The sequence below is a fragment of the Georgenia sp. X1117 genome, assembly GCF_057784635.1.
Genome location: NZ_CM173492.1, coordinates 2,565,993 through 2,587,676 on the forward strand (window position 1 = coordinate 2,565,993; position 21,684 = coordinate 2,587,676).

Here is a 21,684-nt window from a genome sequence, read left to right on the forward strand (position 1 = left end):
CCACCGGAGCCGCCGTGGCCGCGGTGCGTCAGCGCGCGCGCTCGCCGGAGAGTGCCGAGGGGTAGCGCCTGACCGCCAGCGTCGTGACGCCCAGGTTGACGAGCCCCACCGTGCCCGCCGCGGCGAGGACGGCGACCCCGCCACCGACGGTCAGTGCCGCGCCACCGATGATTCCCGCGACGGCGATGCCCACGTACAGGCCGCTGGTGTTGAGGGCGATCGCCTCGGTGCCGGCGGGACCGGCGACCTGCAGCGCCCGTGCGTTCATCGGCGGGTTGTAGGCCCACCCCGCGGCGCCCCACCCGACCATGCCGAGGGCGAGCACGCCGAACGGGACCCGCCCGTCGAACGCCACCCCGGCGGCGGCGAGGCCGAGGATCGAGACGACCAGCACGGCCAGCAGGGTGAGGAGCGACCGGTCGGTGCCCCAGCGGTCGTTGAGCCGCCCGCCGACGACCGTGCCCACGGCTCCGGCCACGCCGTAGATGCCGATCGCCACCGGCACCAGGTGGGCGGCCCCCCAGCTCACGTCGCCGACGACCGGGGCGATGAAGATGTACGGCATGAAGCCGCTCGTGGCACCGATCGTCGTCCCCAGCACGCAGCTGAGCACGGCCGGGTGCCGCAGGACCCGCACGCGCTCACGGACGGTCGTCTCCGGTGCCCCGGGCAGATCCGGGAGCGTCAGCGCGGTCACCACGGCGGCGAGCGCCGACAGCGCCGCGACGAGGACGAAGGTCGCCGGCCAGCCGTACGTCCCGCCCACCCAGGACCCCAGCGGGACCCCGACGACGAGGGAGACCGTGAGGCCGGCCGCCACCGTCCCGATCGCGCGCCCGGTGTGCCCCGACGGGGCGAGCCCGCCGGCCAGCGCGAACGCTGCCGGGCTGATGGCCGCCGCGACCAGCGCGGCGAGGACGCGCATCCCCATGAGGATCGCGTAGCTCGGGGCGAACGCGGTCGCGAGGTTGACCAGCGCGAACAGCGCCAGACCGCCGACCAGGAGCCGCTTGCGCGGCAGTGCGGCGGTGGCCATGGCCAGCACGGGGGCGGACACGGCGTAGACGAGGGAGAACGCGGTGACGAGCTGCCCGGCGGCCGCCTCGCTCACCCCCAGGTCGGCAGAGATCTCCGGCAGGATCCCGGCGATGATGAAGTCGTCGGTGCCGATGACGAAGGTGGCCAGCAGCAGGCCCGGCAGCCAGGGCATCGCTGAGGTCGAGGGGGCCGGTGCGGCAGGTGATCGCATGCCGGGGACGCTAGGAACCTGCCGCTGGCGTCAGGGTCAACCCCGGGGGTGGGACCGGTGGCGGTGGGCCTGGCGGTCGGCCGGTCAGTGCCGGCCGGGACCGTCGAGGGAGGACCGCACGGAACCGGCGTGCACGCGCAGGCGGTCGCGCACGGTCTCGAGCCGGGCGATGAGCGCGTCGAGCCTCTCGAGCCTGGCCTGGATGGGTCCCAGCTCGGCCCGGCACGGGGGAGTCTGGTCGGCCGGCAGGTCGAGGCACCCGGCCTCGGCGTGCTCACGGATGTCCTCGGTGGTCAGCCCGACGTCGAGGAGCGCCTTGACGTTCTCCGCGCGGACGACCGCGTCCTCGTCGTAGAGGCGGTAGCCGTTCCCCGCCCGCGCCGGACCGAGCAGCCCCTGCTGCTCGTAGTGGCGCAGCGCCCTCGGCGTGGTGCCGAGCCGGGCGGCCAGCTCGCCGATCTGCATCGTCGCTCCCGCCATCGACCCAGACTACGGGCTCACACCTGGTAGCCGAAGCGGCTCCAGTCCGGCGCGCGCTTCTCCAGGAACGCGTCGCGGCCCTCCTGGGCCTCCGCGCTGCCGTAGGCCATCCGCGTGGCCTCCCCGGCGAAGACCTGCTGGCCGGCCAGGCCGTCGTCGGCCAGGTTGAACGCCAGCTTGAGCATGCGGATGGCCTGCGGGGACTTCGTGGCGATGATCCGCGCGTACTCCAGGGCGGTGGGCTCGAGCTCGGCGTGCGGGACGGCCTCGTTGACCACGCCCCAGCGCTCGGCGTCGGCGGCGGAGTACTCGCGCGCCAGGAAGAAGATCTCGCGGGCCCGCTTGTCCCCGACCTGGCGGGCCAGCAGCGTCGAGCCGTAGCCGGCGTCGAAGCTGCCCACGTCGGCGTCGGTCTGCTTGAACCGACCGTGCTCGAGGGAGGCGACCGCGAGGTCGCAGACCATGACCAGCGAGTGGCCGCCGCCGGCCGCCCAGCCGCCCACCGCGGCGACGATCACCTTGGGCATCGTGCGCATGAGCCGCTGGACCTCGAGGATGTGCAGGCGCCCGGCCCGGGCGGGGTCGACCTGCTCACGGCGGCCCTCGACGTCGGCGCCGGCGTCCGCGCCGTCGACCTCGTAGCGGTACCCGTCGGCCCCGCGCACGCGCTGGTCGCCGCCCGAGCAGAAGGCCCAGCCGCCGTCCTTGGGGGAGGGGCCGTTGCCGGTGAGGATGATCGTGCCGACGTCGTAGGTCAGCCGGGCGTGGTCCAGGGCCCGGTAGAGCTCGTCGACGGTGCGCGGACGGAAGGCGTTGCGCAGCTCGGGGCGGTCGAGGGCGATGCGCACCACCGGCAGGTCCCGCTCGCCGTCGGGGCCCCGCTCCACGCCACGGTGGTACGTGACGTCGGTGCCCTCCCACCCGGTCACGTCCCGCCACACGGCCGGGTCGAACGTCTCGGACACCTGCTTCGGGATCGTGCTCACCGGGCCACGGTAGCCCGGTCCACGCGGCGTCGTCGGCGGTCGGGCAGCGGCGCGCGCGGGTACCCTTGGCCGGTGCCCCACCCTGCCCAGCCGGAGCCCGCGCGCACCCGCGCGGTGTACTCGACGGCGCTGCGCACCCGCTTCCGGGGCCTCACCCGACGCGACGGCGTCCTGCTCCGCGGCGAGGCCGGCTGGGGCGAGTTCTCCCCCTTCTGGGACTACGACGACGCCGTCTCCGCGCCCTGGCTGGCCGCGGCCCTCGAGGCCGCCGACGCTGGCTTCCCCGACCCGTTGCGCGAGCGCGTGCCCGTCAACGTCACCGTCCCCGCCGTCGGCCCCGAACGCGCGGCCGCGATCGTGCGCGCCTCCGGGGGCTGCACGACCGCGAAGGTCAAGGTCGCCGAGCCCGGGCAGACCGCGGCCGAGGAGATCGACCGGGTGGCCGCCGTGCGCGAGGCCCTCGGCCCGGCGGGACAGATCCGGGTCGACGCCAACGCCGCCTGGGACGTGGACACCGCCGTTCTCCGGCTGCGGGACCTCGACCGCGCCGCCGGCGGCCTGCAGTACGCCGAGCAGCCGGTGCCCGGCGTCGAGGACCTGGCCGCGCTGCGCCGACGCACCCACGTGCGCCTCGCCGCCGACGAGTCCGTGCGCCGCGCCGAGGACCCGCTGCGCGTGGCCCGTGCCCGCGCCGCCGACGTCCTCGTCCTCAAGGTCCAGCCGCTGGGCGGCGTGCGGGCCTGCCTGCGCCTGGCCGAGGAGGCCGGTCTGCCGGTGGTCGTCTCCTCCGCGCTGGAGTCCTCGGTGGGCCTGGCCGCCGGGGTCGCCCTCGCCGCGGCCCTGCCCCTGCACGAGCTCGACGGCGTGCCGCTGGCCGCCGGGCTCGCCACCGGCCACCTCCTCGAGCGCGACGTCACCACCGCACCGCTGCTGCCCACCGACGGGCATCTGCCCGTGCGCACGGTCGAGCCCGACGCCGTCCCGCCCGCCGACGCCGACACGGAGCGTCGCTGGCTCGACCGGCTCGAGGCGGTCGCCGCCCTGGGCGCCCACGGTGCCCACGGCGACCGACGCGCGGACGCGAGCCCGGCACGGGGCGCGCGATGAGCGCCGCCGAGCACCCCGAGGCGAGCGCGCACCTCGTCGCCCGCGACGTCGTGCGCGCCCTCGTCGCCGGCGGCGTGCGCGACGTCGTCGTCGCCCCCGGCTCACGTTCCGCGCCGCTGGCCCACGCCCTGCACTCCGCCGAGCAGGACGGGTGGCTGCGCCTGACCGTGCGCATCGACGAACGGGTCGCCGGCTTCGTCGCCCTGGGCCTGTCCCGGGCCGGCGAGCTCGAGCCGGGCGACGCGCCCGCACCCGCACTGGCCCGCCGACCGGTGGCCGTGCTGACGACCTCCGGCACGGCGGTGGCCAACCTGCATCCGGCCGTCCTCGAGGCCGACGCCGCCGGGATCCCCCTCGTCCTGCTCACGGCCGACCGCCCCCACGAGCTCCGGGGCACCGGCGCGAACCAGACGACCGACCAGGTCGGCCTGTTCGGGCCGGCCCTGCGCCACCTCGTCGACGTCCCCGCCGGCGCGCCCGCGGGTGCGCCGCTCACCCAGCACGTGCGGCGGGCGCTCGCCGCCGCGACCGGCACCCGCACCCGGGACCCCGGCCCGGTCCAGCTCAACATCGGCTTCCGGGAGCCGCTCGCGCCGGACAACCAGTGGGCGCCCGGGCCGCCGCCGGAACGCCGTTCGCTCGTCCACGCCGCGACCACCCCCGAGCCGGTCACCCTGCGGCGCGGCCCCCGCACCGTCGTGCTCGCCGGCGACGCGGCCGGCCCGGCGGCCCGCCGCCTGGCCGAGGCCGGGGGCTGGCCACTGCTCGCCGAGCCCTCCTCGGGGGCGCGCGGCGGTCGCTGCGCCGTCCCCGCCTACCGTGAGCTCCTCGACCTGCCCCAGCTGGGCGGCCGCATCGAGCGGGTCGTCGTCGCCGGCCACCCCACGCTGTCGCGGCCCGTCACCCGCCTTCTCGCGCGCGCGGATCTCGAGGTCGTCGTGCTCGCCGCCACCGGCCGCTGGCCCGACGCCGCCGGGACGGCCACCACCGTCGCCGCCGACGCCGTGCTCGATCCCGACGACGACGGCCCGGGGCCGGACGAGCGGTCCTGGCTCGAGCTCTGGGCCGACGCCGGGCGCGCCGTCGTCGCCCGCCTGGCCCACCCCGCCGCCGGGCCGGCGGGCACCGAGAGGCTGGACGCCCTCGCGGTGGCGGCCCTGGTCGCCGGGGGCGCCCGCCGCTCGGGCACGCTGCTGCTGGGCGCCTCCCGGGTGGTGCGCGACGTCGACCTCGTCGGGCAGCCCTGGATGGACCCCCTGCCGCACGTGCTGGCCAACCGCGGGCTGGCCGGCATCGACGGCACGATCTCCACCGGTGCCGGGCTCGCCCGCGGCTCCGGCCGGCCCGTGCGCGTGCTGCTCGGCGACCTCACCTTCCTGCACGACGCCGGCGGACTCCTGCTGGGCACCCTCGAGGACGAGGTCGACCTCCAGGTCGTCGTCGCCGACGACGCCGGCGGCGCGATCTTCTCCCTGCTCGGCCACGAGGACGCCACCCCGGACGGCTTCGCCCGCCTGTTCACCACGCCGCAGACGGCCGACCTCGAGGCCCTCGCGCGCGGGTACGGCGCCAACTACCAGGCACCGCGCACGCTCGACGAGCTCCAGGCGGTCCTCGCGGCGCCGATCTCCGGTCGGTCGGTCGTCCACATGCGGATCGGCGAGCGCCGCGCCGAGACCTCCCGGGCACGGTCGCTCATCTAGACGCGTGGGCAGGCAGTCGAGACGCGGCCGAACCGGGACTGCACGGTGCACGAGGCACGCCGATGACCGCTGACCGGAGCAGCCCTGGGCGTCGGCAGCCGTCTTCGGCCCGCACGTTCAGAGAGTCGACATCTCATACGGCCGCGCCGAGATCGCCGCTGCGACGGCGAGGGTCGCCTCGCCCGCACCGCGCGAGTACGCCACCCAGCTCGTCAGCTCGAGCGCACCCGGGCTGATCGCTACCCACGGCCAGGACGGTACGAATCTTTGCGCGGTGTCCCTCGTGACAAGGAGGCCGTCCGCCCCGGCAGCGAGGGCGACCAGCTCGACGTGCTCGCTGAACCGGCGGAACCGCCAATCCACCGCGGCACTCACCGCGGCCGCTGCGGCAACAAGATCCCGCCACTGGCCGGAGTTCTCCCACGTCTCATGGCCCAGCACCCGGCGACCGTGCATGTCGGCAAGCGATCGCACCTCGCCCGCCAGCTCGGGTCGCACGGCGATGCCGAGCTGCTGGCGGAACACTTCCTGAGTGACGAGCCCGCCGGCGTCATGGTGCAGTATCCCGACGTCGAGACGCCCCTCCTTCAGTGCTCGCTCCTGCTCCGGGGTGAAGAGGTCGACGAGGTCGAGGTCGATGTGCGGGTGACGCTCGCGAAGGTCTCCCATGACCTCGGTGAACCAGCTGGTGGGCAGGCTCGGGGGCATACCTACCCGTACCGTCTCTCGTTCGGCGGCCGCGGCCGTCATCACTTCGGGGATCCGAGCAATGTCCGCGGAGATTCGGCGGTAGTGCCGCAGGAGGCGTTCGCCAGCCGCCGTCGTCGTCACGCCGCGAGAGCTGCGACGAAGAAGCTGGGTGCCGAGCTCGCGCTCGAGGTTGCGGACCTGCCTCGAGAGAGAAGGCTGGGTCATCGCCAGGTGTGTGGCCGCGCGGGACATCGACCCGGTCTCGGCGCAGGCCGCGAAGTACGACAGGTGACGAAGCTCCACGTCCCTAACCTATGCCTCCTGGGCATGGCTGCGAGGAAGAAGGCACTTCCGGTTGCCGACCAACCGTGTGAGCCTGTCGGTCGGCACCCGCCCGGGTGGCCGACGGACGCAAGGGAGCGTGCATGGTGGGGTACGACGTTGTCGTTGTCGGCGGTGGAGCAGCGGGGATCGCGGCTGCCGTCGGAGCGTCCCGTACGGGAGCCCACACCTTGCTCGTCGAACGCTACGGCTACCTCGGCGGCGCGGCCACGGTCTCGAGCGTCCTCACGCACTGCGGATTCTTCGACCAACAGCGTCGCCAGGTGGTCGCCGGCATCGGTCAGGACGTCCTTGACCGGCTCGCCGCACAGGACCTGTACAAGGTCCACACCGTCAGCTCGACGGGTAACACCATCGTGCTGCTCGACCTCGAGACGATGAAGCGGGTCTACGACGAGCTCGTGCTCGACTCCGACGTCGACCTCCTGCTCCACACCACGCTGGCCGGTGCTCGGGGCAACGCCGAAGGACCATTCGAACTTGACCTCCTGCACCGCGGAGGTGTGGACACGGTCGCCGCGCGCGCTGTCGTCGACTGCTCCGGCGACGGCGCCCTCGCCGGCCAGCTCGGCGCCGCGATGGCGGTCTCTCCCGTCGCGGACCGACAGGCCGCTACCCAGGTCATGCGCATCGGCGGCATCGCCGACGGTGGCCCGGAGATCACGTCGTCGGTGCTCGACGCCGCGGTCGGCGCGTATGTCGAGCGCACCGGGGCGCGAATCGATCGGACGAGCGGGATCGCCGTGCGGACCCCTGTGGTCGGCGACGTCATGCTCCTCCTCGCCGACCAGGTCGTCGACGCCCTCGACCCGCGCGACCTCACCCGTGCCGAGATCGAGAGCCGTGCTGAGAGCTGGCACTACCTACGTGCACTGCGCGAGGGCATTCCCGGCTGGTCGGACGCGTACCTGCTGTCCACCGGCCCACAGATCGGGATCCGCGAGGCACGCCGTGGTGCAGGAACCGCCACCGTGACCGCCGACGACGTGCGGACCGGCGCCCGTTACCCCGAGACGGTGGTGGCCCGCGGTGGCTGGCCGATGGAGCTCCACCTCGAGCCCGGAGTCACACGCTACGAGCGCGTCGCCGACCGCGGCCACTTCGACATCCAGTACGGCTCGGTCTCATCCGCCAGTCATGAGGGCCTCTTCCTCGGCGGTCGTATCGTCTCGGCAGACCCGCACGCTTTCGGCTCGGTGCGCGTCATGGGCACTTCCTTCGCCACGGGCCACGCGGCCGGAATCGCCGCGGCCGGCTACGCCGACGGCCGGGGTCGGGACGTCGGCTGGACCCGAGCCGTGCTTGCTGAGCAGAAGGCGCTGCTGTGACTCGGTCTCGGACGAGGGGAGGCAGGCGGTGAGTCGCATCGTCCTCACAGGAGCCGGGGGTTCCCTGGCCGCAGACGTCATGCCCGCCCTGCTCGAGGCGGGGCACCAGGTCGTGGCTGTCGATCTCGCGCCGCCGGACCCACGGCCCGGCCTTCTGCCGGTCCGGGCCGATGTCACCGACCTCGCGACGATGCGTGAGGCGTTCGCGGGCGCCGATGCCCTCGTCCACCTCGCCGGCATCCCGCTCGAGGACGACCCCGACCGGTTGTGGGACGTCAACGTGCGCGGCACGCAGGTAGTGCTCGAGGCGGCCCGCTTCGCCGGCGTCCATCGCGCCGTCCTCGCCAGCTCGATCCACGCCGTCGGATTCGTCCCGGTCCCCGAGGTGGCCCGCGGGATCGGCCTCACCAGCGTCCCGGTGGAGGATCGAGTTCCTGACGATGCCGCCGTCCGTCCGAACACCTACTACGGGGCCTCGAAGGCAGCGGTCGAGGCGCTCGGCTCGCTGTACGCGGACCGGTGGGGACTTGAGGTCGTCCTCCTGCGCATCGCCAGCCGGCAGGCGGAGCCGACCGCGCGGCGTCATCTGAGGACATGGCTCTCGCCCGCCGACGCCGGCCGGCTCGTGCTTGCGTCGGTCAGTGCCCAGGTTGTCGGCTGCACCACTGTCTTCGGGGTCTCCGCGAACTCCGGTCGGTACGTGAGCGACGCTGCCGCCGCACGCGTCGGTTTCACGCCGCAGGACGACGCCGAGGAATACCGTGACCGAGTGCTCGTGACTCCCGTCGAGCACGACCCGTCCGCCGGCTGGCTCCATCTGCTTGGCGGAGAATTCTGCTCACCGGAGCCGCCGCGCGCGCACGGCTCAACCACCTACCCGGAGGCCCAGTGACTTCCCCAGGCTCCAGCGCGATTCAGGTGCGCGACATCTCCAAGGTCTTCTTCTCGGGCGCTGGCACGACAGTGGCGCTCGACCATGTTGCCCTGAACGTCGACGAAGGCGAGTTCGTCTGCATCCTCGGCCCGTCCGGGTGCGGCAAGTCCACGCTCCTGCGCATCATCGGCGGCCTCGAGACTGCGACCGCGGGCGAGGTCGCCATCGCGACGTCCGACAGACCGGCCTTTGTGTTCCAGGAGCACGGAGTCTTCCCCTGGTACACGGTTCTCGAGAACGTGGCTTTCGGGCTGCGTATGAACGGCGTGCGACGGGCGAGCCGCATCGCCACCGCCCGAGAGTGGATCCACGCCGTCGGGCTGAGCGATTTCGAGGATGCCTACCCGCACAACCTCTCCGGCGGCATGCGGCAGCGCACCGCCATCGCCCGTGCCTTCGCCACGGGTTCCGACCTCCTCCTCATGGACGAGCCGCTCGGTGCCCTCGACGCGCAGACGCGCCAGCTCATGCAGGAGCTCCTCATCGACCTGTGGGAGAAGGAGCGCAAGACGGTCGTCCTGGTCACGCACTCCATCGAGGAATCCATCCTCCTCGGCGACCGCGTCGTGATGATGTCCGCCCGCCCCGGGCGTATCCGCCGCGAGATCACCGTCCCCTTCGAGCGGCCCCGGACGATGGGGCTCGAGGCCTCGGCAGAGTTCGCCGAGCTGCGCTACGGCATCTGGAACGACCTGCGTGACGAGGTCATGGCGAGCGAGGGGGCCAGGGCATGAGCACCGGGACCACGCGGAGGACCGCACCAGACAACGGTCACCGAGGGACCGGCGATGAGCGACGTGTCGACGACTCAGTCGTCGAGCAGGCCGCGCGGGCCGAGGCTGCCCGTGCGAAGCGGCTGCGTACACGTGACCTCGTGCTCTCGATCGGTACGCCCATCATCCTGCTGGCGCTGTGGGAGTGGGGCGCGCGGACGGGCGCGATCGATGCGCGTCTCTTCTCGGCCCCGAGCGAGGTGTTCCGTCGCACATGGGAGATGCTCGCCTCGGGCGAGCTGGGCGATCACATCTCCGTCACCGTCTACCGGTTCGCCACGGGCTACATCGCCGGCGGTCTCCTCGGCGTGGTCGTCGGCATGCTGCTAGGGATGTCTCGGGCGGCCAACGCGGCATTCGGCCCCCTGTTCTCGGCGTTGTACGCACTCCCGAAGATCGCGATCCTTCCCCTGCTGTTCCTCATCTTCGGGCTCAACGACACCTCCCGGATCATCGCGGTCGCGGTGACGGTGTTCTTCGTCCTCCAGATCAACACCCAGGGTGGGATCCGTCAGCTCGATGCCAAGGTCCAGGAGGCGGCGACCGCCTACGGCGCCGTGGGTACCAAACGGCTCGTGCACGTGATCCTGCCTGGCGTCCTCCCATCGGTATTCACGGGCTTCCGGGTGGCTGCCGGCCTCGGAGTGGTGATCGTGACCGCGGTCGAGTTCGTAGCCTCGGACTCCGGTCTGGGTTACCTGATCTGGAACTCGTGGCAGCTGTTCCAGCCGGAGAAGATGTACGTCGGTCTCGTCAGCGTGGCGCTGCTGGGCGCGTTGGTCACCCTCGTGGTCAACGTCGTCGAGCGAATCGCCGTGCCATGGCGGCGCGACGGCGCAGGACGACGACGGAGTCGTCGCTCGAACCGGTGATCGGTTCATTCACCCACAAGGAGAGAAGATGAGACGACAGACCCGGATCGCCGCCGCAGCCGCGGCGGGACTTGCCCTCACGCTCGGTGCGTGCGGTGGATCCGACGACGATGGTGACGACGGCGATGCCGGGGGCCTTGAGACGGTCGACGTCATTCACGTGCCCTCGACGCTGTTCGCGCCCCTGTACGTGGCGGACGAACGTGGTTACTTCGAGGAGGCCGGCATCGAGCTGTCGCTCGACACGGTGCAGGCCGGGCAGGACGCCATCCCGCTGACCGCTGCCGGCCAGGCGGACGTCCTCATCGCGGGGTTCGGCTCGGGCCTGTTCTCCGCAGTCAACGACGACCTCGAGATCCGAGTGGTCGGTTCCATGGGTGGTGGCGGTGGTGAGCCCGACAACTCGCCCACCGCGCTCATGGTGGCTTCCGACCTCGTCGAGTCAGGCGAGATCAGCGAGATCGCCGACCTTGAGGGACGCACCGTCGCACTGTCGGGTGGCCTCGGGGGTGCCGGCGCGTATCAGTTCGCGGCGGTGCTTCTCGAGGCCGACCTCACGCTCAACGACATCGAGGTCCTCAACGTGGGTTTCGGTGACATGGCGGGAGCCCTTGCGAACGGCCAGGCGGATGCGGCGATGCCGCCAGCGCCCTTCACCACCGCGATGGAGGAGGACGGTACCGCGGAGCAATTCGCCCTCCCCCCGGCCGGGACCATCGCCTCCGGTGTCATCTACAACGAGGAGTTCATCGACTCGGACCTCGCCCAGCCGTTCTTCGACGCGCTCGTCCGCGGCTCCCTCGACCTCCAGGACGACCCGTACGACCCGGAGATCCTCCAGATCCTCGCCGACGCCACGGGCCAGGATCTCGAGGTCCTGGAGGCCAACCCGTCCTACGTGTGGGAGCCGGACCTCGCGCCTGCGACCGAGCAGCTCCAGCTCCAGCAGGAGGCGTTCCGTGCGGCGGGCCTGTTCGACTTTGACGACGACGTCCCTCTCGAGGACCTCGTGGACACCCGGTTCGCGGAGAACGCGCCGACCGAGTAGCTGCCGTCGGTCGGCAATGACCGATCGGGACCGACCGGGGCGGGTGCGAGCGGCCCGTCCCGGTCGTCCCGGGCCCTAGTGAACCGGGGCAACGAGAAGTGACGCGAGAGGGAACCACGCATGGATGACAGGCCCATCGACGCTCCGGTCAGCACCGGTGGTGCGCCGCTCGAGGAGGCGCTCGCAGCCGGGGACGTCCGGCATGCCGCGATCTGGATGCGCGAGGGTCGAGGCCTCGTGGCCCGCGGGGGACTTCGGGTCGGCCTTACCGGCCCTGATCGTCTTGCGCGGCTGGAGGGGCTCTGGCGGGCCCTCGACGTCCGTGCGTCCGGCGGCCACACTCCGGTCGCCTTCGTGGCCTCGACGTTCTCCGACAGCTCACCGACCGCGTCGGTCCTTCACATTCCGGCGGATGTCGTGCGCATCGGGTACGGCGCCGCAACGTGGCATCAGACGGTGCGTCCGGGGTCTGTCGACGAGGCTCTCGACGCCGATGCCGAGTGTGCCGGAGCGGTGCATGCTGCGCGCGAACTCGAACCGTCGGGGTCAGGTGCGCCGGTCGACAGAGTGGGTGACCCGGACGTCGACCCAGGCGTGAATGCGGCCCGCTACGTCGATCTCGTGAAGCACGTGCTCACGGACATCGCCAGCGGGGACGTGCGCAAGGTCGTCACCTCACGTGCACTGGTGCGACAGGAGTCGCCCGAGGTCCTCGACCGACTCCCGGCACTGCTTGCCGAGGCCTATCCGGGTGCCTGGACGTTCGCCGTCGACGGCCTCGTAGGGGCGACACCCGAGCTGCTCGCCGCCCGGACGGGGGAGCGCGTTCGGTCGCGGGTTCTCGCGGGTTCGCTTCCGCGCGGGAGCCGACCCGACACGGACCTGGTCGCCGAGATCAGGACCTCCCGCCGGTTCGCCGAGGAGCATGCGCACGCAGCCCGTTCCGTCGTGGAGGGGCTCGCCGCCGTGCTCGAGCTCGAGGTGGGGGATCCCGCGCCGTTCGTCCTTGAGCAGCCCAACATCTACCACCTGGCCACGGACGTCGCGGGGCGCTCCAGCTCGGGCCTTGGCCTGCTCGACATCGTCGCCGCCATCCATCCGACGGCTGCTGTCGCGGGCACCCCCCGCGATGCGGCGACGGCGATCATCTCCCGCCGTGAGGCGCACGACCGCGGCCGCTACGCCGGACCGGTGGGCTGGATCGACTCAGCGGGTGATGGTGAGATCGGCCTGGCCCTGCGCTGCGGTCAGGTCGAGGGGGACTCGATCCGGCTCTTCGCCGGCGGCGGCATCGTGGCCGGCGCCGACCCGGACGACGAGGTGGCCGAGACCGAGGGCAAGCTGCGCCCCATGCGCGAGGCACTCGCGGCCGCCCGCGCCTCGCGGCGCCGCACCGCGCGTCACTGAGCCTGGCTGGGAGCACCACCTACGCCGTTCTCGTCGAGCCTGCGCACCCGACGCAGGTGGTCGCCTCCGGCCGGACCGCGAGCCTGGCCGGCGGGATCGGGTTCCCGCAGACCGCGCAGCGCCCGCCCTCGCCCCGGTCGCGGCGGGCGAGGGCCTCGTCGATCACCGCCAGCGTCTCGAGCCGCATCCGGCGCAGGCCCTCGAGGCGCGACCACTGCGTCGACAACGGCTCGCCCTCCGGGTCGTGCTCGTCGTCGTCGGACCCGTCCCGGCGCGCGCTCCGCAGCGCGCCCAGCTCCTGCTCCACCTCGGCGAGCCGTGCTGCCGCCTCCGCGCGGCGAGCGTCGAGCCCGTCCGCGGCCGGACCGCCGCGATCCGCGGGGCGCGACGACGAGGTCTCGGTCATCGGCACAGTCTGCACCCGTGAACCTGGCCTTCAAACAGGTCAGCAATCGCTGTATGGTCAGTACATGCTGACCATTGCCACGCGGGTGGAGGCGATGAACCGCCTCGGCCGGGCCATGGCGGACCCGACCCGGTCCCGCATCCTGCTCGCGCTCCTCCAGGCGCCCGGCTACCCGGCCCGGCTCGCCCGAGAGCTCGACCTCACGCGGACGAACGTGTCGAACCACCTGACCTGCCTGCGCGGCTGCGGCATCGTGGTCGCCGAGCCGGAGGGCCGGCAGACCCGCTACGAGATCGCCGACCCGCACATCTCCGCCGCGCTGACCGCCCTGGTGGACGTCACGCTCGCCGTCGACGAGAGCGCGCCCTGCGTGGACCCGGCGTGCACGGTGCCGGGCTGCTGCGAGCGTCGCGAGGCGTGACGATGACGTCGACGACACTGGCACCGGCACGCGTCGAGGTCCTGCGACGGCGCATCAGGGTCGTCGTCACGATCACGATCACCTGGAACGTCATCGAGGCCGTCGTCGCGCTGCTGGCGGGGCGGGCCACGTCGTCCTCGGCGCTCATCGGATTCGGGCTGGACTCCACCGTCGAGGTGCTGTCCGCCGCGGCGGTGGCCTGGCAGTTCGCGGCCCCCGACCCGCAGGTGCGGGAGAAGGTGGCGCTGCGGGTCATCGCGGTGTCGTTCTTCGCCCTGGCCGCCTACGTCACGGTGGACTCCGTGCTCTCGCTCGCCGGCCTGAGGGACCCCGAGCACTCGCCGGTCGGCATCACCCTTGCCGCGCTCAGCCTCGCCGTCATGCCGTTCCTCAGCTGGTTCGAGCGCCGCACCGGACGCGAGCTCGGGTCCGCCTCTGCGGTGGCGGACTCCCGGCAGACCCTCATCTGCACGTACCTCAGCGCGGCCCTGCTCGTGGGTCTGCTGCTCAACAGCCTGCTCGGCTGGACCTGGGCCGACCCGCTGGCGGCACTCGTCATCGCCGTCGTCGCCGTGCGGGAAGGCGTCCAGGCCTGCCGGGGCGATGCCTGCTGCGCCGCCCCGGCAGCCGTACCGGCCGGCGATCAGGTGACCGACTCGCCCGTGGACGGCTGCTGTGCGCGCTGACGGGGGTGCCGTGGAGACTCCGACGACGCGCCGGATACCGCCCGTCGTGCTCATGGCCGGTGCGCTCGCCGCTCAGCGACTGATCGCTCGGCGACGCGTTCCGGCACGAGCATCGCAGGGCGGGGCTGTGGTCGTGCTGGCGGCGTCGGCCTGGTTGGTGGGCCGGCCGCTCCTGGAGTTCCGGCGGCGACGCACGACCGTCAGCCCGGTCGCCCTCGGTGCCGGCACGTTGGTCACGTCCGGCCCGAACCGGTTCACCCGTAATCCCATGTACCTCGGCATGGCTGGGGTCCTTCTCGCTCACGCGCTCAGTCTGAGATCGCCGGTGGCGGTCCTGCCGGCAGGTGTGTTCATGGCGGTGATCGACCGTGTCCAGATCCCCGCCGAGGAGGTTGCGCTGCGGACGCTGTTCGGGGACGAGTACGACGCCTACGTCCGGGCGACGCCGCGCTGGCTCGTGCCCCGTCTCTCGGCGCGACTGTCCGGTGCGGCCTCTGACGGCCTGGCGCTGCACCGGCCCGCAGTGACCCGAGGAGGTTTCTCCCATCTGCCCCGGCACTCGCTCGCGACCCCCAGCGCCGAGATCGTCGGCGACCTCCGGGGAGAGCGTTGACCCCGTTCGCCCTCGACACATCGGCGTCTGCCTAGCTGCTGGTCGAGGAACCGGGCGTCCAGTTCCGTGCGCCGGCAACCTGATCTCCGGGCCTGGGTCTTCGCCCACCTCCCTCCGCACACGGCCGGACGTGGCCGCGCTGGCACGCCGTGCCGGACCGGTGGCATGGTGAGGCCGAGAGCGGGCCACGCCCGACCGCACGACCCCGAGGAGTCTTCGGCCATGACCTTCTCCGTCTACCTGTCCGGCGAGATCCACACCGAGTGGCGTGACGAGATCCGACGGGGCGCGGAGGCCGCCGGGCTCGACGTCACGTTCAGCGCGCCGGTGACCGACCACCCCGCCAGCGACGCGGCCGGTGATCATCTCGGCGAGACCCCGAGCCAGTTCTGGCGCGACCACCAGTCCGCGAAGGTCAACGCCATCCGCACGCGCACCCTCATCGAGCAGAGCGACCTGGTCGTCGTGCGGTTCGGGGACAGGTACAAGCAGTGGAACGCCGCCTTCGACGCCGGTTACTGCGCCGCGCTCGGCACGCCCTACATCACCCTGCACGACGAGGACGTCGTCCACGCGCTCAAGGAGGTCGACGCCGCGGCGCAGGCCTGGTGCACGACCACCGACCAGGTCGTGGAGACCCTGCGCTACGTGCTCGAGGGGTAGGTCCGGGCACCAGCCGGCGACACGGATCGGCGGCGCTCCGCCGGGGTCGATGCCGTCCGGTCCGCGCCGCTCCCAGTCCGTTCCCAGGAACGGCCGAAGATCCACAGACGGATCCCAGCGTGCATCGACGACGCACCCAGCGGGGCGGGGTTACCTCGTGGTCGTCACGTCGACCACGAGGAGCACGAGATGTCGCACGATCCCGACCAGCGCAACCACCCGGACGGAGCCCGGCCGGACTCCGACGCCGCCACCCACCCGTCGGACCGGTGGCACCCGACGGGCCAGGCCCACCCCACGGGCCAGGCCCACCCGTCCGACCGGGCCTATCCGTCGGCCCAGGTGGACCCGTCGGCCTACGGGCCGCCGACCGGCCCGCGGTACCCGGCACCCGCCGCCGCCCAGGGACCCTACGGCCGCACGGCCGTGCCGGGCGGCTTCGGCGCGACGGTCTCCGGTGCCCTCACCCCGCACCCGTCCGGTCACACGGCACGGCCACCAGCCGCCGGCACCGCCCCGACCGGCACCGCCCCGACCGGCGTCGCTACAGCCGCGCCCGCCGTCGACCCGGCCGTGCCCGGGGCCGCGACCGCAACCGCCGAGCACCCCCGCGGCGGCTTCCGCACCGCCCTGCTGGCGGCCTCCCTGGCCGCCGTGCTCGCCGCCGGCACCACCGCCGCCCTGACCGGGGCCTTCCGCGACCCCGCCACCACCGCGACCGTCGACCAGCCCGTCTCCTCCACCGACGCCTCGGCCGAGGTCGTCCAGGCCTCCGACGCGTCGGCCACCGACGTCACCGGCTGGAGCGAGGTCGTCGACGCCGTCACCCCCTCGGTGGTGGCCGTCTCCGTGTCCGGCGGGCAGGGGGAGGGGCTCGGCTCGGGCGTCGTCCTCGACACCGACGGGCACGTGCTGACCAACGCCCACGTCGTCGACGGCGCCGACCAGGTCACCGTCACCCTGGCCGACGGCCGCATGATCGCCGCGGAGATCGTGGGCAGCGACCCCGCCTCGGACCTCGCGGTCCTCGCCCTGTCCGACGTCCCCGACGACCTCCAGCCGGCCGAGCTCGGCTCGGACTCCACCCTCACGGTCGGCGACCCGGTGCTCGCGGTCGGCAACCCGCTGGGCCTGCAGTCCACCGCCACCACCGGCATCGTCTCCGCCCTGGACCGCCCGGTGACCGCCTCCGGCGTCGACGGATCGTCTGCCTCGGTGACCGCGGCCATCCAGGTCGACGCCGCCGTCAACCCCGGCAACTCCGGCGGCCCCCTGTTCGAAGCCGAGGGCCGGGTCGTCGGCATCACGAGTTCGATCGCCACCCTGTCCGGCGGCGGCGAGCAGTCGGGCAGCATCGGCGTCGGCTTCGCCATCCCCGTCGACCTCGCGGCCCGCGTCGCAGAGGAGCTCATCACCGACGGCACCGCCTCGCACGCCTACCTCGGGGTCCGCATCGGCGACGGCGAGGCGGAGGCCGACGGCGTCACCCGGTCCGGCGCCCTGGTCGGCAGCGTCGAGCAGGGCACCCCCGCCGAGGAGGCCGGCCTGCGGGAGGGCGACGTCGTGGTGAGCATCGACGGCGCCCCGGTCTCCTCCGGGGTGGCGCTGACCGCCGTCGTGCGCGAGCACGTCGACGGTGACCAGGTCACCCTCGGCGTGGTCCGCGACGGCACCACCGACGACGTCGAGGTCACCCTCGCCGCCACACCGGACGGGGCGGTGCGCTGAGCGCGGCAGGGCCCGGCGGGGGCGGACCCGCCGGGCCCGGTCCGGCCCGGGCCCCGCGGCCGACGACCCGCTGGGCGCCGTCCGCACCGGCGGCGCATCACTGGGACACTGGGGCCATGAACCGAGCCGGCCTGGACAAGGACCCCCGAGCGGTCGCGGGGATGTTCGACGACGTCGCCCAGCGCTACGACCTGACCAACGACGTCCTCACCTTCGGCCAGGTCCGCATCTGGCGGGCCGCTTCCCGGCGCGCGCTCGACGCCCGACCCGGCGACCGCGTCCTCGACCTCGCCGCGGGCACCGGCACCTCATCCGCGGAGCTCGCCGACCAGGGCGTCGACGTCGTCGCGTGCGACTTCTCCACCGGGATGATGTCGGTGGGCAAGCGCCGCCGCCCCGACCTCGCCTTCGTCGCCGGGGACGCCACCCGCCTGCCCTTCGCCGACGCCTCCTTCGACGCGGTGACGATCTCCTACGGGCTGCGCAACATCGTCGACCACGTGGCCGGGCTGCGCGAGATGCTGCGCGTGACCCGCCCCGGCGGCCGGCTCGTGGTCACCGAGTTCTCCACGCCCACCTGGGCGCCGTGGCGGGCGACCTACCACTTCTTCCTCACCCAGGCGCTGCCCCGCATCGCCCGGCTGTCCTCGTCGAACAACCCCGCCTACGGCTACCTGGCGGAGTCCATCGAGGACTGGCCCGACCAGGAGGGCGTCGAACGAGACCTGCGCTCGGCCGGCTGGGGAGCCGTCCAGCACCGCAACCTCTCGGGTGGCATCGTCGCCGTGCACCGGGCTCGCCGACCCTCCTGAGCCCAGGCTCGGGTTGTCCGACAACAGGATCGGTGTCGACGAGCATCGTTGAGCAGTCGGAAGCCGAGGCCGGTGATCGCCGCGCTCCGCGATCGGCCAGGGTGTGACCGCGTCGCAGCCCGCCCCTACGTCCGGTGCAGATGCGCGACGGTTTCGTGCGTTGCAACGATTGCGTGTCCCGCGATCGCGAGAAGTGATGACTAGCGGTGGTCAACGTGTGATAGATGCGCGCACGCCGCCACGTGTCTGTCATGGTTCACCCGCGCTCACTGTTGAGCGACCTCCTCCCGGCGGTTGCCGACAGCAGCCCCCCGATCACTCCACGACATCGAGGAACGGCAGACATGCGGAACCACCGATCGCTCGCGCTCGCCACATCCACCGGTCTCCTCGTCACCCTTGCCGCCTGCGGTGGGGCCTCGGACGACGAGAGCGCCTCGGGTGACGACGGCGGGCTCACGCCCATCACGGTCGGGGCTCTGCCCATCCTCCCGACCGCCGGTCTCCAGTGAGGGATCGACGAGGGCATCTTCGAGGAGCATGGCCTCGACGTCACGCTCGCGACCAGCCAGTCCGGTGCCGCCCTCATCCCCTCGGTCGTGGCCGGCGAGTACGACTTCGGTACGAGCAACTCGGTCTCGGTGATGGTCGCGCTCGACGCGGGCCTCCCGATCCAGGTGACCTCCGGGTTCGTCAACGCGCTCCCGGAGGGGGACGACATCACCGGCGTCTACACGCTGCCCGGGTCCGGCATCGAGTCTCCCGAGGACCTTGCCGGTGCGTCCGTGGCGGTGAGCACGCTCAACAGCGTGGGAACCGTGACCGTGCGCGAGGTCGTGCGCCGCCACGGCGGAGACCCCGACGCGATCGAATTCGTCGAGCTCGGCTATCCGGACATGCCGGCAGCGCTCGAGTCCGGCCAGGTCGACGCCATGTGGAACGTCGAGCCCTTCCTCACCACCGTCGAGCAGGAGGGTGCGGAGCTGGTCACCTGGAACTTCCAGGAGCTCGCCCCGGGTGTCTCGACGATGGTCATGGTGGCCGCGGCGGACCAGGACCCCGAGCTCGTCGAGCAGTTCACCGCTGCGCTCGACGATGTCCTGACGCAGGTCGAGGACGATGAGGAGGGACTGCGGGCCACCGTCCCCTCGGTGCTCGACCTCGACCCCGAGATCGTCGAGATCGTCCGGATCGAGCAGTTCGCGACCGAGGTCGACACCGAGCTGCTGCAGGTGTTCGCGGACCTGGCACTCGCCGACGAGCTCGTCTCCGAGCCGGTGGATCTGTCCGACTGGGAGAGCTGATCCCGCACCGCTCAGCGTGCCCCGCCAGGGACCTTCGTCCCACCCTTTACGTGCGGTGAATGTCCCGGAAATCCGCGGAAAGTCCGGGGAGCGACGAGCATCACCCCGCCGGGCTCCCCTGCGGTCGAGAGCCCCCGCGGACCGGGCTACGATTCTTCGGGCGGATCGCCCCACCGACCCCCGAGGAGCCTGACCGTGACTGCCGCACCAGTCGTCGACGACGCGGACGTCGTCGTCGTCGGCGCCGGTCCGGCCGGGGCGAGCGTGGGGCACTACCTCGCCCAGCAGGGGCACCGCGTGATCGTCCTGGAGAAAGGCAGCTTCCCCCGGGACAAGGTCTGCGGCGACGGCCTCACCCCCCGCGCGGTCGCCGAGCTCATCCGCATGGGCGTGCCCACGCGCGAGGAGGACGGCTGGATCCGCAACCACGGCCTGCGCACCTCGGGCGCCGGTCACCGGATCGAGATCCCCTGGCCCGAGCTGGCCTCCATGCCGTCCTACGGCCTGGCCCGCGCCCGCTCCAGCCTCGACGAGATCCTCGCGCGGCACGCCCAGGCCTCCGGCGCCGACCTGCGCGAGGGCATGAGCGTGACCGGCGCCGTCCGCCACGAGCGCACCGGTCGGGTCGTCGGCGTCACCGCCCGCCCCGTCGACGAGCGCGGCCGCCGCGCCGGCGAGGAGGTCACCTTCCGGGCCCCGCTCGTCGTCGACGCAGGGGGCGTCTCCGCCCGCCTGGCCACCTCGACGGGCATCGAGAAGGACGCCGGCCGACCCATGGGCGTGGCGATCCGCACCTACTTCCGCACGCCCCGGCACGACGACCCGATGATGGAGTCCTTCCTCGAGCTGTGGGACGGCAAGCCGGGGGAGTCGAACCTCCAGCCCGGCTACGGCTGGATCTTCGCCCTCGGCGACGGCACCGCCAACGTCGGCCTCGGCACGCTCTCGCCCACGGCCACCCCCACCAAGCTGGACTACAAGGGCCTGTTCGCCACGTGGATGCGCAACGTCCCCGAGGAGTGGGGCTTCACCCCGGAGAACCAGGTCGGCGAGCTGCGCAGCGCCGCCCTGCCGATGGCCTTCAACCGCAAGCCGCACTACAAGGACGGTTTGCTGCTCGTCGGCGACGCCGGCGGCATGGTCTCCCCGTTCAACGGTGAGGGCATCGCCTACGCCCTGCAGTCGGGCCGCATCGCCGCCGACGTCATGGGTCAGGCGCTCGCCCGCACCTCGGACTACGAGCGCGTCAAGGCCCTGCGCACCTACCCGCGCATCATGGCCGAGGAGCTCGGCGGCTATTTCACCCTCGGCCGCGGCTTCGCCCACCTCATCTCGCACCCGCGGATCATGCGGGCCTGCGTGAGGTACGGCCTGCCCCGCCCGGTGCTCATGCAGTTCGTCATGAAGCTCCTGGCCGACGGCTACGACACCCGCGGCGGGGACTGGATGGACCGCCTCATCGCGGCGCTCGCCAAGGCGGCCCCGGCGTCATGACCACCACCCGCACGACGACGTGCCCCCGCACGCGGGACCTCCGTCCCACCGCCTGCCGCGCCACGGCGGGCACCGACACGCCGGGCGGCGCCACCGCCCGGGGCGCGGAGCGCCAAGCGGCGGGAGCCGGCTGCGGGAACGTCTACCCTGGGAGACGGGTACGGATCGCGCGCACCAGGGCCGCGCGCAGCTATGACAGCAGGTCCACCCCGAGGATGCAGACGGAGGACAGATGACCAACCCCTACGTGCCGTTGCTCATCATGATGGCGGTGGCGGGCGCGATGGCCCTCGGCGGCCTCGGCGCCAGCCTGATCATCGGCCCCAAGAAGTACAACCGCGTCAAGGTGGCCAACTACGAGTGCGGCGTCGACCCGACGCCGCGCGCACCCTCGGCCGGCCGGTTCCCGGTGAAGTACTACCTCATCGCGATGACCTTCATCATCTTCGACATCGAGGTCGTCTTCCTCTACCCCTGGGCGGTGACGTTCTCCGAGCTCGCCGCCTTCGGGCTGATCGCGATGCTCGTCTTCATCGCCCTCATCACCGTGCCCTACATCTACGAGTGGCGCCGCGGAGGCCTGGAGTGGGACTGACCGGCGCGCGCTGAGCGCCGCCACCAGCCCCAGCACTCACACC

Annotated in this window: 23 protein-coding genes; 18 read left to right on the forward strand and 5 right to left on the reverse strand. The window is 72.8% G+C overall.

Translation table 11 applies throughout. From position 1 onward, the window contains the following. Positions 1–28: 28 nt before the first annotated feature. From AC3D3D_RS11850 to AC3D3D_RS11860, 3 genes are all read right to left on the reverse strand, one after another. Positions 29–1,249, reverse strand: coding sequence for an MFS transporter (locus AC3D3D_RS11850; protein WP_463661784.1), 1,221 nt, complete (start codon positions 1,247–1,249; stop codon positions 29–31). An 84-nt stretch (positions 1,250–1,333) separates the two neighbouring features. Next, entirely contained in the window at positions 1,334–1,729 is a 396-nt protein-coding gene (locus tag AC3D3D_RS11855; RefSeq protein ID WP_463661783.1) for a MerR family transcriptional regulator, read from the reverse strand. 17 nt (positions 1,730–1,746) lie between these two features. Further along, on the reverse strand, positions 1,747–2,715 hold the full coding sequence (locus AC3D3D_RS11860) for a 1,4-dihydroxy-2-naphthoyl-CoA synthase (protein ID WP_463661782.1): 969 nt from the start codon (positions 2,713–2,715) through the stop codon (positions 1,747–1,749). A 72-nt stretch (positions 2,716–2,787) separates the two neighbouring features. Between AC3D3D_RS11860 and AC3D3D_RS11865 the strand changes: the two genes are divergently transcribed. Both AC3D3D_RS11865 and menD read left to right on the forward strand, forming a co-directional pair. Next, positions 2,788–3,822: an o-succinylbenzoate synthase gene (locus AC3D3D_RS11865; RefSeq protein WP_463661781.1), complete on the forward strand. Its 1,035-nt coding sequence runs from the start codon at positions 2,788–2,790 to the stop codon at positions 3,820–3,822. Further along, positions 3,819–5,525 carry a 2-succinyl-5-enolpyruvyl-6-hydroxy-3-cyclohexene-1-carboxylic-acid synthase gene (gene menD / locus AC3D3D_RS11870; protein WP_463661780.1) on the forward strand — a complete coding sequence of 569 codons (1,707 nt, stop codon included), beginning with the start codon at positions 3,819–3,821 and terminating at the stop codon, positions 5,523–5,525. The genes AC3D3D_RS11865 and menD overlap by 4 nt, the downstream gene beginning before the upstream one ends. 117 nt (positions 5,526–5,642) lie before the next feature. Here menD and AC3D3D_RS11875 read toward each other — a convergent pair whose 3' ends face one another. After that, the gene (locus AC3D3D_RS11875; protein WP_488512051.1) at positions 5,643–6,467 is read right to left on the reverse strand and encodes a LysR family transcriptional regulator; all 825 of its coding nucleotides are present in this window, start codon (positions 6,465–6,467) and stop codon (positions 5,643–5,645) included. 173 nt (positions 6,468–6,640) lie between these two features. On the opposite strand from AC3D3D_RS11875, the gene AC3D3D_RS11880 reads away from it, so the two are divergent. The 6 genes from AC3D3D_RS11880 to AC3D3D_RS11905 all read left to right on the forward strand — a co-directional run bounded on the left by AC3D3D_RS11880 (position 6,641) and on the right by AC3D3D_RS11905 (position 12,919). Further along, a complete protein-coding gene (locus tag AC3D3D_RS11880) occupies positions 6,641–7,885 on the forward strand; it encodes an FAD-dependent oxidoreductase (RefSeq protein ID WP_463661778.1) in 1,245 nt (414 codons plus the stop codon). Positions 7,886–7,913: 28 nt separating this feature from the next. Continuing rightward, positions 7,914–8,777: an NAD-dependent epimerase/dehydratase family protein gene (locus tag AC3D3D_RS11885; RefSeq protein WP_463661777.1), complete on the forward strand. Its 864-nt coding sequence runs from the start codon at positions 7,914–7,916 to the stop codon at positions 8,775–8,777. Positions 8,778–8,812: 35 nt separating this feature from the next. After that, positions 8,813–9,553 (forward strand): ABC transporter ATP-binding protein, encoded by a 741-nt coding sequence (locus AC3D3D_RS11890; protein ID WP_463661863.1) that lies wholly within the window; start codon positions 8,813–8,815, stop codon positions 9,551–9,553. Then, positions 9,550–10,464: an ABC transporter permease gene (locus AC3D3D_RS11895; RefSeq protein WP_463661776.1), complete on the forward strand. Its 915-nt coding sequence runs from the start codon at positions 9,550–9,552 to the stop codon at positions 10,462–10,464. Before AC3D3D_RS11890 ends, AC3D3D_RS11895 begins: the two co-directional genes overlap by 4 nt. Before the next feature lie 28 nt (positions 10,465–10,492). After that, positions 10,493–11,512 (forward strand): ABC transporter substrate-binding protein, encoded by a 1,020-nt coding sequence (locus AC3D3D_RS11900; protein ID WP_463661775.1) that lies wholly within the window; start codon positions 10,493–10,495, stop codon positions 11,510–11,512. 216 nt (positions 11,513–11,728) lie between these two features. After that, on the forward strand, positions 11,729–12,919 hold the full coding sequence (locus AC3D3D_RS11905) for an isochorismate synthase (RefSeq protein ID WP_488512642.1): 1,191 nt from the start codon (positions 11,729–11,731) through the stop codon (positions 12,917–12,919). Positions 12,920–12,938: 19 nt separating this feature from the next. Here AC3D3D_RS11905 and AC3D3D_RS11910 read toward each other — a convergent pair whose 3' ends face one another. Then, the gene (locus AC3D3D_RS11910; protein WP_463661773.1) at positions 12,939–13,325 is read right to left on the reverse strand and encodes a TraR/DksA family transcriptional regulator; all 387 of its coding nucleotides are present in this window, start codon (positions 13,323–13,325) and stop codon (positions 12,939–12,941) included. A 64-nt stretch (positions 13,326–13,389) separates the two neighbouring features. Here AC3D3D_RS11910 and cmtR point away from each other — a divergent pair, with 64 nt between their 5' ends. The 10 genes from cmtR to AC3D3D_RS11960 all read left to right on the forward strand — a co-directional run bounded on the left by cmtR (position 13,390) and on the right by AC3D3D_RS11960 (position 21,641). Further along, positions 13,390–13,746: a Cd(II)/Pb(II)-sensing metalloregulatory transcriptional regulator CmtR gene (gene cmtR / locus AC3D3D_RS11915; protein ID WP_463661772.1), complete on the forward strand. Its 357-nt coding sequence runs from the start codon at positions 13,390–13,392 to the stop codon at positions 13,744–13,746. 2 nt (positions 13,747–13,748) lie between these two features. After that, the gene (locus tag AC3D3D_RS11920; protein ID WP_463661771.1) at positions 13,749–14,432 is read left to right on the forward strand and encodes a cation efflux transmembrane domain-containing protein; all 684 of its coding nucleotides are present in this window, start codon (positions 13,749–13,751) and stop codon (positions 14,430–14,432) included. A gap of 280 nt (positions 14,433–14,712) precedes the next feature. Further along, positions 14,713–15,045 (forward strand): methyltransferase family protein, encoded by a 333-nt coding sequence (locus AC3D3D_RS11925; RefSeq protein WP_488512643.1) that lies wholly within the window; start codon positions 14,713–14,715, stop codon positions 15,043–15,045. Between the two features lie 222 nt (positions 15,046–15,267). Then, positions 15,268–15,708, forward strand: a complete 441-nt coding sequence (locus tag AC3D3D_RS11930; RefSeq protein WP_463661769.1) for a YtoQ family protein — start codon at positions 15,268–15,270, stop codon at positions 15,706–15,708. A gap of 189 nt (positions 15,709–15,897) precedes the next feature. Then, a complete protein-coding gene (locus AC3D3D_RS11935; protein ID WP_463661768.1) occupies positions 15,898–17,436 on the forward strand; it encodes a S1C family serine protease in 1,539 nt (512 codons plus the stop codon). A gap of 116 nt (positions 17,437–17,552) precedes the next feature. Next, entirely contained in the window at positions 17,553–18,248 is a 696-nt protein-coding gene (locus tag AC3D3D_RS11940) for a demethylmenaquinone methyltransferase (protein ID WP_463661767.1), read from the forward strand. Between the two features lie 344 nt (positions 18,249–18,592). Next, positions 18,593–18,760 carry a hypothetical protein gene (locus AC3D3D_RS11945; protein WP_463661766.1) on the forward strand — a complete coding sequence of 56 codons (168 nt, stop codon included), beginning with the start codon at positions 18,593–18,595 and terminating at the stop codon, positions 18,758–18,760. A 15-nt stretch (positions 18,761–18,775) separates the two neighbouring features. After that, positions 18,776–19,552, forward strand: a complete 777-nt coding sequence (locus AC3D3D_RS11950; RefSeq protein ID WP_488512645.1) for an ABC transporter substrate-binding protein — start codon at positions 18,776–18,778, stop codon at positions 19,550–19,552. Between the two features lie 195 nt (positions 19,553–19,747). Then, on the forward strand, positions 19,748–21,046 hold the full coding sequence (locus AC3D3D_RS11955) for a geranylgeranyl reductase family protein (protein WP_463661765.1): 1,299 nt from the start codon (positions 19,748–19,750) through the stop codon (positions 21,044–21,046). Between the two features lie 232 nt (positions 21,047–21,278). Then, positions 21,279–21,641 carry an NADH-quinone oxidoreductase subunit A gene (locus tag AC3D3D_RS11960; protein WP_463661764.1) on the forward strand — a complete coding sequence of 121 codons (363 nt, stop codon included), beginning with the start codon at positions 21,279–21,281 and terminating at the stop codon, positions 21,639–21,641. Positions 21,642–21,684: the final 43 nt, after the last annotated feature.

Coding starts and splice junctions, on each gene's coding strand:
- AC3D3D_RS11850 (WP_463661784.1), bottom strand. CDS start 1,249: ATGCGATCACCTGCCGCACCGGCCCCCTCGACCTCAGCGATGCCCTGG.
- AC3D3D_RS11855 (WP_463661783.1), bottom strand. CDS start 1,729: ATGGCGGGAGCGACGATGCAGATCGGCGAGCTGGCCGCCCGGCTCGGC.
- menD (WP_463661780.1), top strand. CDS start 3,819: ATGAGCGCCGCCGAGCACCCCGAGGCGAGCGCGCACCTCGTCGCCCGC.
- AC3D3D_RS11875 (WP_488512051.1), bottom strand. CDS start 6,467: ATGTCCCGCGCGGCCACACACCTGGCGATGACCCAGCCTTCTCTCTCG.
- AC3D3D_RS11880 (WP_463661778.1), top strand. CDS start 6,641: ATGGTGGGGTACGACGTTGTCGTTGTCGGCGGTGGAGCAGCGGGGATC.
- AC3D3D_RS11895 (WP_463661776.1), top strand. CDS start 9,550: ATGAGCACCGGGACCACGCGGAGGACCGCACCAGACAACGGTCACCGA.
- AC3D3D_RS11900 (WP_463661775.1), top strand. CDS start 10,493: ATGAGACGACAGACCCGGATCGCCGCCGCAGCCGCGGCGGGACTTGCC.
- AC3D3D_RS11905 (WP_488512642.1), top strand. CDS start 11,729: ATGCGCGAGGGTCGAGGCCTCGTGGCCCGCGGGGGACTTCGGGTCGGC.
- AC3D3D_RS11910 (WP_463661773.1), bottom strand. CDS start 13,325: ATGACCGAGACCTCGTCGTCGCGCCCCGCGGATCGCGGCGGTCCGGCC.
- cmtR (WP_463661772.1), top strand. CDS start 13,390: ATGCTGACCATTGCCACGCGGGTGGAGGCGATGAACCGCCTCGGCCGG.
- AC3D3D_RS11920 (WP_463661771.1), top strand. CDS start 13,749: ATGACGTCGACGACACTGGCACCGGCACGCGTCGAGGTCCTGCGACGG.
- AC3D3D_RS11925 (WP_488512643.1), top strand. CDS start 14,713: ATGGCTGGGGTCCTTCTCGCTCACGCGCTCAGTCTGAGATCGCCGGTG.
- AC3D3D_RS11930 (WP_463661769.1), top strand. CDS start 15,268: ATGACCTTCTCCGTCTACCTGTCCGGCGAGATCCACACCGAGTGGCGT.
- AC3D3D_RS11935 (WP_463661768.1), top strand. CDS start 15,898: ATGTCGCACGATCCCGACCAGCGCAACCACCCGGACGGAGCCCGGCCG.
- AC3D3D_RS11940 (WP_463661767.1), top strand. CDS start 17,553: ATGAACCGAGCCGGCCTGGACAAGGACCCCCGAGCGGTCGCGGGGATG.
- AC3D3D_RS11945 (WP_463661766.1), top strand. CDS start 18,593: ATGCGGAACCACCGATCGCTCGCGCTCGCCACATCCACCGGTCTCCTC.
- AC3D3D_RS11960 (WP_463661764.1), top strand. CDS start 21,279: ATGACCAACCCCTACGTGCCGTTGCTCATCATGATGGCGGTGGCGGGC.